Annotated in this window: 11 protein-coding genes; 7 read left to right on the plus strand and 4 right to left on the minus strand. The window is 66.5% G+C overall.

The features are described 5' to 3' along the window. The 3 genes from ACRDUX_RS17270 to ACRDUX_RS17280 all read right to left on the minus strand — a co-directional run. Positions 1-866, minus strand: an 866-nt coding sequence (locus ACRDUX_RS17270; RefSeq protein ID WP_526415242.1) for a BtpA/SgcQ family protein, incomplete at its 3' end; no start/stop codon positions are given. Further along, complete coding sequence (locus ACRDUX_RS17275; protein WP_526415243.1) at positions 808-1,653, minus strand: carbohydrate kinase family protein; 846 nt, start codon at positions 1,651-1,653, stop codon at positions 808-810. The genes ACRDUX_RS17275 and ACRDUX_RS17270, both read right to left, overlap by 59 nt. A 50-nt stretch (positions 1,654-1,703) precedes the next feature. Further along, positions 1,704-2,456 carry a GntR family transcriptional regulator gene (locus ACRDUX_RS17280; protein WP_526415244.1) on the minus strand — a complete coding sequence of 251 codons (753 nt, stop codon included), beginning with the start codon at positions 2,454-2,456 and terminating at the stop codon, positions 1,704-1,706. Positions 2,457-2,654: 198 nt separating this feature from the next. Between ACRDUX_RS17280 and ACRDUX_RS17285 the strand changes: the two genes are divergently transcribed. The 7 genes from ACRDUX_RS17285 (at position 2,655) to ACRDUX_RS17315 (ending at position 11,969) form a co-directional block, all read left to right on the plus strand. Further along, a complete protein-coding gene (locus ACRDUX_RS17285) occupies positions 2,655-3,275 on the plus strand; it encodes a TetR/AcrR family transcriptional regulator (protein ID WP_526415245.1) in 621 nt (206 codons plus the stop codon). 40 nt (positions 3,276-3,315) lie between these two features. Next, a complete protein-coding gene (locus tag ACRDUX_RS17290; RefSeq protein ID WP_526415246.1) occupies positions 3,316-7,833 on the plus strand; it encodes an ATP-dependent helicase in 4,518 nt (1,505 codons plus the stop codon). Between the two features lie 171 nt (positions 7,834-8,004). Then, positions 8,005-8,475, plus strand: coding sequence for a (3R)-hydroxyacyl-ACP dehydratase subunit HadC (gene hadC, locus ACRDUX_RS17295; RefSeq protein ID WP_526415247.1), 471 nt, complete (start codon positions 8,005-8,007; stop codon positions 8,473-8,475). A gap of 68 nt (positions 8,476-8,543) precedes the next feature. Then, positions 8,544-9,035 carry a DUF2834 domain-containing protein gene (locus tag ACRDUX_RS17300; RefSeq protein WP_526415248.1) on the plus strand — a complete coding sequence of 164 codons (492 nt, stop codon included), beginning with the start codon at positions 8,544-8,546 and terminating at the stop codon, positions 9,033-9,035. Positions 9,036-9,074: 39 nt separating this feature from the next. Then, positions 9,075-10,016 carry an SDR family NAD(P)-dependent oxidoreductase gene (locus ACRDUX_RS17305; RefSeq protein WP_526415249.1) on the plus strand — a complete coding sequence of 314 codons (942 nt, stop codon included), beginning with the start codon at positions 9,075-9,077 and terminating at the stop codon, positions 10,014-10,016. A 75-nt stretch (positions 10,017-10,091) separates the two neighbouring features. Further along, positions 10,092-10,850 (plus strand): endonuclease VIII Nei2, encoded by a 759-nt coding sequence (gene nei2 / locus ACRDUX_RS17310; protein ID WP_526415250.1) that lies wholly within the window; start codon positions 10,092-10,094, stop codon positions 10,848-10,850. A 120-nt stretch (positions 10,851-10,970) separates the two neighbouring features. Beyond that, positions 10,971-11,969 (plus strand): IS481 family transposase, encoded by a 999-nt coding sequence (locus ACRDUX_RS17315; RefSeq protein ID WP_526415251.1) that lies wholly within the window; start codon positions 10,971-10,973, stop codon positions 11,967-11,969. Positions 11,970-12,264: 295 nt separating this feature from the next. On the opposite strand, the gene ACRDUX_RS17320 is transcribed toward ACRDUX_RS17315, so the two are convergent. Next, entirely contained in the window at positions 12,265-13,350 is a 1,086-nt protein-coding gene (locus ACRDUX_RS17320) for a fatty acid desaturase family protein (RefSeq protein ID WP_526415252.1), read from the minus strand. Between the last annotated feature and the right edge of the window lie 9 nt (positions 13,351-13,359).

Consider the following 13,359-nt stretch of genomic DNA (forward strand, 5'->3'; position numbering starts at 1 on the left):
TTCCACCACCGTCCATCTCGCTTGAGCCACTGGCCGACGATGGCTCCGTCGGCAACTTCGAACAGCGAACCCAGCTGGTCTGGGTCCATTCCCGATCCGACGATGACTGGTAGGTTCGTGCCCGCCCGCACCTCTTTGACTTCTGCCGGACTGGTCGGTGATCCGGTACGGGTGCCTGTCGCTATCAGGACATCGGCGTCGAACCACTCTGCGTCTGTTGCCTGTTCGGAGATGCTGCGATCCGCGGTGATGGCATGGGCGCCGAACTTGACGTGGACATCGGCGAGAATTCTTACCTCGGTGGCGTCAATCGCCTTTCGGTAGCGTAAGGCAGTCGCGGCAGGGCCGTTCATGAAACCTTCGTTGGCGACATAGGCGTTGACCCACTGATTGGCTCTGACCCATTTCGCGCCAGACGCCTTCGCAACCGCCAGGGCGGGAATCACACCGTTTGCGACACACGTGATACCAATTGGAGTGTCGACGGCACTGGTGATCTCGACGCATGCGGCGGTCAGTGCCGCGACTGTCTCGGCACCGATGTCCTCTGGGCGGGAGAAGGGCATGTCGCCGGCATTCTCGACCATGATGCCGTCGATACCGCCTGCAGCAAGAGCTTTCGCGTCCTCAACGGCCGCGGCGTAGATGTCCTTGACACGTTCACCGCCGTAGCGTGGTGCGCCTGGCAGTGGCTTGAGATGAACAACGCCGATGATGGGCTTGGTTCGAGCGAAAATCTCACCGAGCACACTGGGGCGGGCAGGGTGGACCATGGGTGGTGCCATCGGGATTACTTCCTTCTCGCGTTTATCGAACGGGTTGTGCCGCCAAGGCGCGGCGGTTGGGATACGACGCTGATGCGCCACGGAATCTCACGGTGTAGGACGCAGCGTCGACGGCGGTCCGCAGTGCGGCCTCCGTCGTCTGGCCCGCCAGACGTTCGGAGACGAACCAACCGGCCAACGCGTCACCGGCGCCCGTTGTGTCGAGGACCGGAGCCGAGATGTCCGGCGCGGGGATCCGTACCACTCGCCGGTCTGTCACGAGTCGCGCGCCGTGGGGTCCCAGCGTCTCCACGATCTCCTGAACACCCAGGTACCGAAGATCTTCCGCCATTGTCGTACCCAGGCGTTGGGCTGCGCGGGTATTGGCGAATACGGTCGTGCAACCACGAAGATGCGGTTCGAGTTCGTCGAGCGAGCGGGGAATCGTGGCCGGCTCGAGATCGACAGACCACGAGATCGACTGATCGCGGCACCGCTGGACGATCAGCGCCGCGGAGTCCAGGTCGTAGAGGGCGGTGTGCACCCAGGCGACCTCAGTCAGGTCGACGTCCCGAGCGCATGAATCGGGTGGGTACATAGCCGCGTTGGGTGCCAGGATCAGCCTTTTCTCACCGCTGCCGTCGAGGGTGATCAGCGCTCTACAGGTCGAATGGTCGGTCGAGATGTGGGCTGTGACGGCGAGGCCCGTCCGTTCGGCGGCCTCCAGTGCCGAGGTGCCCGCGAAGTCGGTGCCGAGACAGGTCAACAGCCTGCTGCGCGTGCCAGCCAGGGAACATGCGATGGCGGCGTTCGCGGTGACGCCGCCGACGGACTCGACGAGGCTCGATGCAATGACCTTCTCGTCCGGACCTGGCAGCTGGTCTACCACAACCGTTGTGTCCCAGCTCATGTCACCCACGAAAAGGGCGCCTTTCTCGGTCATCGCCGCTGGAGCTCTGTACGGTAGCGATACCGGTCGGCCCGATAGTGGCGACACACGTACTCGATGGGGATTCCATTGGCGTCATGGGCCGCGCGGCGGGCGATCAGAACGGGCGCTCCGAGGTCGATGTTCAGTTTCTCCGATAGCACTTCTCCCGCAATACCGGCCTCGATGACCTCGCTACCGCCGGAAACTCGGAAGCCCCGCCCGGTCTCCAGCCAGGTGTACAGCGAAGTCGCTTCGGTGACTTGCCGCATGACGGATTTGGTGGCCGGAACTGCTACCGGTGAAAGCCAGGATTCGCTGACGCCGATGGGCTCGTCATTTGCGAGAAGAAGGCGGGAGTAGAAGACCACCCGACTGGACCGCTCGATAGCCAACGCGCTGGCGACGTCACCTGATGCGCGCACAATACTGGCTTCCGGCTCGGCGTAGCCCGGTGTCCAGCCGCGTGCATGCATGTCCTCGGCGAAACTGGACATCCGTTGCAGCGGTTGATCGACCTTGGGCGGCAACACAATCGAACCGCGGCCGGACCGCCGTTCGATGAGCCCCTGCGTTTCCAGATGGTCGAGCGCGGCACGCGCAGTCGTCCGACTCACACCGAAGCGGCGGTTGAGCTCGGCCTCGGACGGCAACGCGTCGCCGATTTCGAACTCGCCTTTGTCCAAAGCGGTGACCAACCGCTCGCTGATCTGAAACCACAGCGGGATCGCCCCCACCAACAGTTCTTCGTCGTCCCACGCCATACGTCACAACGTAACAACGTCATGACGTTTGCGGGTTTGATTCGACAACTCTTAACAGTCGAAACACGCTCTTTACTTCTTACTTCCCCCATGGTGGTGGCCAGCAGGCGGCGACGACGAACAACCTCGTGGGACGACAAGGTTGACGGCAATGGCGACCTACCCGGCTGTTGCACAGCTGTCAATTACGATGTCGGGGTGCCCGATCGCAGAAGGCTGTCCCCCGACGACAGGCGAAGCGAGCTCCTCGCCCTTGGTGCCGAGGTTTTCGGCCAACGGCCCTACGACGAGGTCCGCATCGACGAGATCGCCGAACGGGCGGGCGTCTCGCGGGCGCTGATGTACCACTACTTCCCGGACAAGCGGGCGTTCTTCGCCGCCGTCGTGCGCGCCGAGGGCGAGCGCCTCTTCGAGGCCACCAACACGCCTCCGCAACCGGGGTTGAGCCTCTTCGAACAGCTGCGGGCGGGCGTGCTCGCCTACCTGCACTACGACGAGGCCCACCCGCACGGCGCATGGGCGTCCTACATGGGGATGGGACGTTCGGACCCGGTCCTGCGGGGCATCGACGACGTCGACAACGACCGGCAGGCCAACCGGATCATCGACCGGGTCACCGAGGCACTCGACGGCCCGCTGGACGACAAGGTGCAGCGCGCCCTCCGCGTGCTCGTCTACGGCTGGCTGGCCTTCACCTTCGAGATGTGTCGCCAGCGCGTCATCGACCCGTCGATCGACGCCGCCGAGGTCGCCGACGCGTGCGCGCACTCGTTGCTCGACGCCATCGCCCGCATGCCAGGGATCCCCGACGTCGAGTGACTTCGGCACCGGTGTCGGTGGGTGCGGGCACTATGGCGGGATGGCCCCCAAGACCACCGATCCGATGGGCCGCTTCAGCGCGCTCGTGCGGGAGTGGTTCGCGGGCACCTTCCCGGCACCCACCGCCGCGCAGGCCGAGGCGTGGGCGGCGATCGCCGGCGGGCACAACACTCTGGTCATCGCACCCACGGGCTCCGGAAAGACCCTTGCGGCCTTCCTGTGGGCCATCGACCAGCTGGCCACCGCGGGTCCCAAGCCCGCGTCGGCGTCGGCCAAGCCGGGCACCCGCGTGCTCTACATCTCGCCGCTCAAGGCGCTGGCCGTCGACGTCGAGCGCAACCTCAGCACACCGTTGACGGGGATCACCCGCGTCGCGGAACGCCAAGGCGTCGCGGTGCCGGACATCAGCGTCGGGGTCCGCTCCGGCGACACCCCGCCCGCCCGTCGGCGGCAGCTGATCACCAGGCCGCCCGACATCCTGATCACCACGCCCGAGTCACTGTTCCTGATGTTGACCTCGGCAGCCAGGGAGACCCTCGCCGACGTACAGACCGTGATCGTCGACGAGGTACACGCCGTCGCCGACACCAAACGCGGCGCGCACCTGGCCCTGTCCTTAGAGCGTCTCGATCAGCTGCTGGCCAAGCCCGCGCAACGGATCGGACTCTCGGCGACCGTGCGTCCACCCGAGGAGGTCGCGCGGTTCCTCGCCGGCGCGGCACCGACCACCATCGTCGCGCCGATGGCGGGCAAGACGTTCGACCTGTCGGTCGAGGTGCCCGTGCCGGACATGGCCAACCTGGTGGAGAACTCGATCTGGCCCGACGTGGAGGGCCGCGTCGTCGACCTGATCGAGTCCCACCAGTCGACGATCGTCTTCACCAACTCGCGACGCCTTGCCGAGCGACTCACCGCCAGGATCAACGAGATCCACGCCGAACGCACCGCGAATGATCTCGTAGTGGAACACAATCCGACGGTCGGTGGCGGCTCGCCCGCTCACATCATGGGCAGCGGTCAGAGCTACGGTGCCGAACCACTACTGGCCAAGGCACACCACGGCTCGGTCAGCAAGGAGCAGCGCGCCCTTGTCGAGGAGGACCTCAAGAGCGGGCGGCTCAAGGCCGTCGTCGCGACGTCCAGCCTGGAGCTGGGCATCGACATGGGTTCGGTGGACCTCGTCATCCAGGTCGAGGCACCGCCGTCGGTGGCCAGTGGGTTGCAGCGCATCGGGCGCGCCGGGCACCAGGTCGGTGAGATCTCCCGCGGCGTGCTGTTCCCCAAGCACCGCACCGATCTCATCGACTGTGCCGTGACCGTGCAGCGCATGCTGGCCGGTGAGATCGAGACCATGCGGGTGCCCGCCAACCCGCTCGACGTGCTCGCCCAGCACACCGTCGCCGCCGCGGCCCTGGAACCCCTTGACGCCGACCGGTGGTTCGAGGCCGTGCGCCGCAGCGCCCCGTTCGCGACGCTCCCCCGCAGCGCCTTCGAGGCGACGCTGGACCTGCTCTCGGGCAAGTACCCGTCCACCGAGTTCGCCGAGCTGCGGCCGCGGCTGGTGTACGACCGTGACGCAGGCGTGCTGACCGCCCGACCGGGGGCGCAACGCCTCGCCGTCACCTCGGGTGGCGCGATCCCCGACCGCGGCCTGTTCACGGTGTACCTCGCCTCGAGCGCCGAGTCCGAGAAGCCCTCCCGCGTGGGCGAACTCGATGAGGAGATGGTCTACGAGTCCAGGCCGGGCGACGTCATCTCACTCGGCGCCACCAGTTGGCGCATCACCGAGATCACCCACGACCGAGTGCTCGTCGTTCCCGCTCCCGGTCAGCCCGCCAGACTGCCGTTCTGGCGCGGCGACGGCGTCGGCAGGCCGGCCGAACTGGGCGCCGCCATCGGCGCCTTCACGGGCCGGTTGTCGGGCATGGCACGCGGCGAGTTCGAAGCACAGTGTCACGCAATGGGTTTCAACGACTATGCGGTCAACAATCTGTGGCAGCTGCTCGACGAGCAACGGCAGGCCACCGGTACCGTGCCCACCGACACCACGTTCATCGTCGAGCGGTTCCACGACGAGCTCGGCGACTGGCGCGTCATCCTGCACTCCCCCTACGGCCTGCGCGTCCACGGCCCGCTGGCGCTCGCCGTCACGCGTAGGCTCCGTGAGCGCTACGGGATCGACGAGAAGCCCACCGCGTCCGATGACGGGATCATCCTTCGGCTTCCCGACACCGACGACGCTCCGCCCGGCGCGGAGCTCTTCGTATTCGACGCCGACGAGATCGACCCCATCGTCACCGACGAAGTCGGTGGATCGGCGTTGTTCGCGTCGCGGTTCCGCGAGTGCGCGGCCAGGGCACTGCTGCTCCCGCGCAGGCATCCCGGCAAGCGGTCCCCGCTGTGGCATCAGCGCCAACGCGCCGCCCAGCTCCTCGACGTGGCACGCAAGTACCCGGACTTCCCCATCGTGCTCGAGACCGTTCGCGAATGCCTGCAGGACGTCTACGACGTGCCGACTCTGCGCGACGTGATGAATCGCATTGCGCAACGCCGCATCCGGCTGCTCGAGGTCGAGACCGCGACACCGTCGCCGTTCGCGGCGTCGCTGTTGTTCGGCTACGTCGGTGCGTTCATGTACGAGGGTGACAGCCCACTGGCCGAGCGGAGAGCGGCCGCGCTGTCGCTGGACAGCGTGCTACTCGCCGAACTGCTGGGCCGTGTCGAACTGCGCGAGCTGCTCGACCCGCAGGTGATCGAGTCCACCGTCGCGGCGCTGCAGCACCTCGCCCGCGACCGCGCGGCGCGCGACGCCGAGGCAGTCGCCGACCTGCTGCGCCTTCTCGGGCCGCTCACCGAGGAGGAGATCGCGCAGCGGTCCACCGCCGATGACGTCGGGGGCTGGGTGGAGGGCCTGCGGGCGGCGCGGCGCGCCTTGACGGTCACCTTCGCTGGCCAGACGTGGTGGGTCGCCATCGAAGACATCGGACTGCTGCGCGACGGCGTCGGAATCGCCGTACCCGTCGGCGTCCCCGCGAGCTTCACCGGCTCCGTGGCCGATCCTCTTGGCGAATTGCTCGGCCGCTACGCGCGCACCCACGGTCCGTTCACCACCGCTGAGGCCGCCGCCCGCTTCGGGCTCGGAGTGCGGGTCACCGCGGACGTGCTCGGCCGCATGGCGGTCGACGGCAAGCTGGTGCGCGGAGAGTTCACCGACTCCGAACAGTGGTGTGACGCAGACGTTCTGAAGATCCTGCGGCGCCGGTCACTGGCCGCGCTGCGGGCGCAGGTCGAACCCGTGAGCACCGCGGCCTACGCGAGATTCCTGCCCGCGTGGCAACAGCTCGGCTCCTCGAAGGTGTCGGGCATCGACGGGTTGGCTGGCGTCATCGATCAACTTGCGGGAGTGTCGCTTCCGGCCTCGGCGATCGAGCCGTTGGTGTTCGGCCAGCGCGTCCGTGACTACCAGCCCGCAATGCTGGACGAATTGCTCGCCTCCGGCGAGGTCACCTGGTCCGGCGCAGGCCAGATCGGCGGCAACGACGGCTGGATCACCTTCCACTCGGCCGATTCCGCGCAGATGACACTCGGCACGGCCGCCGAGATCGATTTCACCGACACCCACCGCACCATCCTCGACACGCTTGGTCATGGCGGCGCGTACTTCTTCCGCCAACTCGGCGGTGACGGGCCGACGGATCCCGAGCAGTTCAAAACCGCACTGTGGGAACTCATCTGGGCCGGCTGGGTGACCGGCGACACGTTCGCTCCCGTACGTGCGTTGCTGGCAGGCACGGGCCGCCGTGGTGGTTCGCACCGCCAGCGACACCGCCCGCCACGGTTGAGTCGCTACAGCGTGGCGCACGCCCAGACCCGGACCTCCGAGCCGACGGTGGCGGGCCGGTGGTCGGCGCTGCCGCCCGCCGAACCGGACTCGACGATCCGGGCCCACTTTCAGGCGGAGCTGCTGCTCAACCGCTACGGCGTGCTGACCAAGGGGTCCGCCGAGGGCGTGCCAGGCGGCTTCGCGATGCTCTACAAGGTGCTCTCCGCCCTGGAAGACGCCGGGCGCTGCCAACGCGGGTACTTCGTCGAATCCCTCGGTGGTGCGCAATTCGCGGTCGCCTCGACGGTGGACAGGCTGCGGACCTATCTCGACGACGTCGACCAGGAGCGTCGCGCATATCAGGCGGTCGTGCTCGCGGCGACCGATCCGGCGAATCCCTATGGAGCCGCGCTGCCGTGGCCCGGCGACGGGACGCACCGCCCGGGACGCAAGGCCGGGGCGCTGGTGGTCCTGGTCGACGGTGAGCTGGCGTGGTTCCTGGAACGAGGCGGCCGGTCGCTGCTGTCCTACTCCGACGACGCCGAGGCCAACCGGGCGGCCGGGGCCGCGTTGGCGGAGCTGGTTGCCGGCAGACGATTGCAGTCCCTCCTGGTGGAGAAGGTCAACGGCGGTCCCGTCCTCGATCCCGCTCCCGACGACCGGCTTGCGACCGTCCGCGACGCCCTGACCGCGAGTGGTTTCGCGCGCACTCCCCGGGGACTACGCCTGCGGTGAACCGGCCCGCGAGACGCAGATCACTCCGTCTCCGACCGGTCCGAACGCCTCCTCGGAGTGAAGCAATGTCGAGTATTTGGTTATATGGAATGTCGTGAAAGTCGTTGACCAAGACCCCCGTCAAGACCCCGTTCGGCGGTGCCCCCGCACGTGCGTTCACCGGGGTGACACGTGGCGCTGAAGACAGACATCCGTGGCATGGTCCACCAGTATCCGGATTACTTCATCGTCGGCCGCGAGAAGATCCGCGAATACTCCAAGTCGGTCCAATCCCAGGATGGCGCGAACTTCGACGAGAAGGCCGCCGCCGAACAGGGGCACCCGGCCATCATGGCGCCGCTGACGTTCACTGCGGTTTATGCGCTGCTCGTCCAGCAGGACTTCTTCCGCAGCGTCGACGTCGGCATCGAGACGATGAACATCGTCCAGGTCGACCAGCGGTTCGTCTATCACGAGCCGATTTACGCAGGGGACAAGCTGTGGGCCCGGCTGGAGATCCACTCGGTGGATGAGCGGTTCGGCGCTGACATCGTCGTGACGAGGAACGTCTGCACCAACGAGCACGGCGAGCTGGTCCTCGAAGCGTTCACCACCCTGATGGGCCAGCAAGCCGAGCAGTCGGTGAAGATCAGCGGGCTTTGACGGGCGCCCCCACTCCCCATAATGGCAAAAGTGACAAAACTTCGGTAAGCGCGCTCCATAATCGGGCCATGGTCTCGCTCATCGTTCACGCCGTCCTCGGCCTCCTCGTCATCGCCTGGATCGTCCGCGCCAACGGACAGGTCTTCGCGCGCCCAGCGGGTGGACCGGCCTTCTCCGTGCTGGAGATCGTCTTCTACGCGATCGGCATCGCGTCGATCGCACTCGGTTACTACTTCAACCACCAGTTCGTGGACCAGTACGCGGTCGAGGGCGGAAACCCGATCTGGGGCCCCGGCAGTTGGCAGCAGTTCATCCAACTCGGCTACGTCAACCCAGCGGCCGCCTCAGCCAGCCAGGACTACACCATCATCAACGTCGTCCTGCTCCCGCTGTTCACCATCGTCGACGGGTATCGGCGCGGCATTCGGCGGCCGTGGCTGTTCTTCGTGAGCAGCCTCTTCGCCAGTTGCGCATTCGCGTACGCGTTCTACTTCGCGGTCGTCGAACGTCAGCACCGGCACGAGAAGGCCGCCAAGGCGCTGCACGCCATTCCCGCGTGATCGGGAACACGTCCCGAGGCGTTCGTGTTCTCATGAGTCGTGAGCGAGCACCTCTTCACCACCCCGTTCGGATTCGACTCCACCGCCGCGGAGGTGATCGCGGGCGTCGACCTGACGGGTAAGCGCGCGATCGTCACCGGAGCCTCGTCGGGCATCGGGGTCGAGACCGCACGGGCCCTTGCCGACGCGGGCGCCGAGGTGACCCTGGCCGTCCGCGACACCACTGCCGGCGATCGCGTCGCCGCGGACATCGGCGGGGCCGGGGTGGGCGCGCTGGACCTCAGCGATCTCGCCAGCGTCTCCGCCTTCACCGACTCGTGGCAGGGTCCGCTGCACATCCTGGTCAACAACGCGGGCGTGATGGCGATCCAGGAACTGACAATGTCGGCCAGTGGCCACGAAATGCAGTTCGCGACAAATCATCTCGGCCATTTCGCGCTGTCCGTCGGCCTGCACGACGCACTCGCCGCGGCGGGCGGAGCCCGCATCGTCTCCGTGAGCTCCGGTGGCCACCTTCGCTCGCCAGTCGTGTTCGACGACATCGACTTCGCGTTCCGTGACTATGATCCGTTCGGCGCCTACGGCCAGTCGAAGACCGCCAACGTGCTGTTCGCGGTCGAGGCCACCCGTCGCTGGTCGGCTGACGGCATCGTCGCCAATGCGCTGATGCCCGGCGGCATTGCCACGCCTCTTCAGCGCCACCTTCCGACGGAGTACGCCGAGCAGGCGCTCACGGCCTTTCGCGCGGGCGGATCGGACTTCAAGACCGTCGAGCAGGGCGCCGCGACGTCGACACTGTTGGCGGCCTCTCCCCTGCTGGACGGCATCGGTGGCCGCTACTTCGAGAACTGCAACGAAGCCACGGTCGTCGACCACCGCGGCGGTCCCGGCACGGGTGGCGTCGCGGCCTATGCGCTGGATCCGTCGAATGCCGAACGGCTGTGGGACCTTTCGCTGGAGATGATCGGCAGCCGTTGGTGAGCCACCGCCTAGCTGGGCGGCGCGGGGTGGCTTCGGTAGAACTCGAGGTGGCGCCGCTGCGGGTACGTTTACGTCATGCCAGAGGGTGACACCGTCTTCCGCACAGCGGGCAAGCTGCGGGAGACGCTGGCCGGCAGGACGCTGACGCGTTGCGACGTGCGGGTGCCGAAGTTCGCCACCGTGGATCTGACGGGTCTGGTGGTCGACGAGGTGCTCAGTCGCGGCAAGCACCTGTTCATCCGGGTGGGCGACGCGAGCATCCACTCGCACCTCAAGATGGACGGCGCGTGGCTGGTGGGTGGCCAGATCCGCCGCGTGCCCGCCCACGGAGTCCGGATCATCCTGGAAACCGCCGACTCTCGGGCCGCGGGCGTGGACCTCGGGGTCCTGGAGATCCTGAAGCGCGATCACGACATGGACGTCGTCGCCCATCTTGGCCCCGACCTGCTTGGCGACGACTGGGACCCGCGGACTGCGGCGGCGAACCTGATGGCGGATCCGAAACGGCCGCTGGCCGAGACCCTACTGGACCAGCGAGTGATGGCGGGCGTCGGGAACGTCTACGCCAACGAGCTCGGTTTCGTCACCGGACGCCTACCCACGTCACCGGTGAGCAGCGTCAAGGATCCACTGCGGATCGTGCAGCGCGCCAGGGACATGCTGTGGCTGAACCGATCCCGAGTGAATCGGACCACCACTGGGAACACCCGGCCCGGCAACGATCTGTGGGTGTACGGCCGCGCCGGGCGCCCGTGTCGGCGGTGCGGAACGACCATCGAGATGGACGGCAGCGGCGACCGCGTCAGGTACTGGTGCCCCGTCTGCCAGACCTAGTACCGCGACTTGTGCACCCGCACCCGCGGTCGGCGCGGTGTTCTGTTTCGGGACATCGCTGACAGTTGTATGTCTCGGGACATCGCTGACACCTGAGTAGGGCCTTGAGCAGGATGGTTCATGGCCCAGAAGGTGACGGCAATGGACATTCGGATGGCGTCGGCGTTGGCGGGGCAGGTGCAGAACGTCTCGGCGTTCTGCCGTGAGAAGAAGATCAGTCGACAGACTTTCTACAAGTTCCGGACGCGTTTCGCTCTGGAGGGACTCCACGGGCTGCAGGAGCGGTCACGGCGGCCGGTGTCGTGTCCGGGTCAGACCCCGCCCTCGGTCGAGGAGGTGGTGCTGCGCACCCGCAAGGAGTTGTATGACGCAGGGCTGGACCATGGCCCACAGTCGATCCTCTGGAGGTTGCAACGCGTCGGGTTCGACCAGGTGCCCTCACCCTCGACGGTATGGCGGATCCTGACCCGCCACGGCGTCATCACCCCACAACCCCAGAAACGACCGAAGTCGGCGACCAAGCGGTTCTGCTTCAAGCGGCCCAACGAGTGTTGGCAATCGGATTGGACTGAGTGGCACCTGGCTGATGGCACCGCGGTGGCTATCGCGGGCAGTCTTGATGATCACTCCCGCTACCTGGTCGGGCTTGCTGCCGGCCTCGGTGCGGGTACCGGTGAGCTGGTGTGGTCGGTGATGCTGGCCGGGATCACCGAGTGCGGGATTCCGTCAATGTCGTTGACCGACAACGGAATCATGTACAGCGGGCGGTTACGTGGATACGAGTCGGCGTTCGAGGCCAACCTGCGCGCCCTAGGTGTGCGCACCATCAACTCCCGGCCCTATCACCCGCAGACCTGCGGCAAGATCGAGCGGCTCTGGCAGACCCTGAAGAAGTGGCTCAGAGCCCACGACGCCCCTGGCACCCTCGCTGACCTCAACGAGCTCCTCGCCGGGTTCCGCGCCTTCTACAACCAGAACCGCCCCCACCGGGCGTTGCACGGAGCTACTCCGGCCGAGGCGTTCGCCGCCACCGAAGCCGCCCGTCCCGCCGAGCGGCCCCTGCCCGCACCGGTGTTCGTCTCCCGCCACACCGTCGACGAGATCGGCGGAAACCTCTAAGTCCCGCCGTATCGCGTCAACGTCGGCCTCCGCTGGGCTGGGCATGACTGCGACTGCATCCGCGACGGCGAGCACATCGCCATCTTCAGCGGCACCAGGCTCGTCCGCGAGTTCACCGCCGACCCCACCCGCCGACACCAACCCGGCGACAAAACCACGCGAACCTACCGCACCCGCGAACCCAAACCGGCACCATGACTGTCAGCGATGTCCCGAGACATACAACTGTCAGCGATGTCCCGAAACAGAACACCGCGGTCGGCGCGGGTACAGGTGCACAAATCAGCGGAATGGATCAACGCCAGGGCAGCGCCAGCCTGCAGATCTTGCGCACCACGGTGGCGAACTGCTGCGGCAGCGGGCCCTTGTTGTAGGGAATGCCGTAGCGCTCGCAGATCTCCTGGACCTCGACCGAGATCTCCGCGTGCCGGAATGCCGGGATGTCGGGAAAGAGGTGGTGCTCGATCTGGAACGACAGGTTGCCGCTCATGACGTGGAAGAGCTTTCCACCCGTGAGGTTGGCCGAGCCGAGAATCTGGCGGAAGTACCACATGCCGCGACTCTCGTTCTCGGTCTCCTCGACACTGAACTCCTGTGTGCCATCGGGGAAGTGACCGCAGAAGATGATCGCATACGACCAGACGTTGCGAATCAGGTTGGCCGTCATGTTCCCGGTGAACACCCACGGCGCGAACGGGCCGGCGAGCAAGGGGAAGGCCACGTAGTCCTTGGCCGACTGACGTCTGACCTTCTTCCAGATGCCCTTGATGATCTCGCGCTTGTCCGCGATCGAGATCTCACCGGACGTGATGCGTTCGGTCTCCAATTCGTGCAGCGCGACGCCGTACTGGAACAGCACCATCAGCAGGAAGGCGTAGACCGGATTGCCAAGGAAGTAGGGCTTCCACCGCTGATCCTCGCTCATTCGCAGGATGCCGTAACCGATGTCGCGGTCCATTCCGACGATGTTGGTGTGGGTGTGGTGCATGTAGTTGTGCGAATGCCGCCACTGGTCGCTCGGGCAGGCCGAGTCCCACTCGAAGTTGCGGCTGGTGAGTGCCGGATCGCCCATCCAGTCGTACTGGCCGTGCATGACGTTGTGGCCAATCTCCATGTTGTCCAGGATCTTCGAGGCCGCGAGCATGGCGGTCCCCGCGATCCACGCCGGTGGAAGGATGCCTGCGAAGAGCAGCCCGCGTCCACCGACCTCGAGGGCGCGCTGCGCCTTGATGACCCGACGGATGTAGGTGGCGTCGCGCTCGCCGAGGTCGGCGACCACGCGCTCGCGCAACGCGTCGAGTTCGCGGCCGAATTCCTCGGCCATCTCGGGCGTCATGGTGACGGACTTGCCGCCCACCATCTTGGTGATGGCCTGCTGAATGGTCTTGGA

It is taken from the genome of Mycobacterium sp. (assembly GCF_050701675.1).
Lineage (GTDB): Bacteria > Actinomycetota > Actinomycetes > Mycobacteriales > Mycobacteriaceae > Mycobacterium.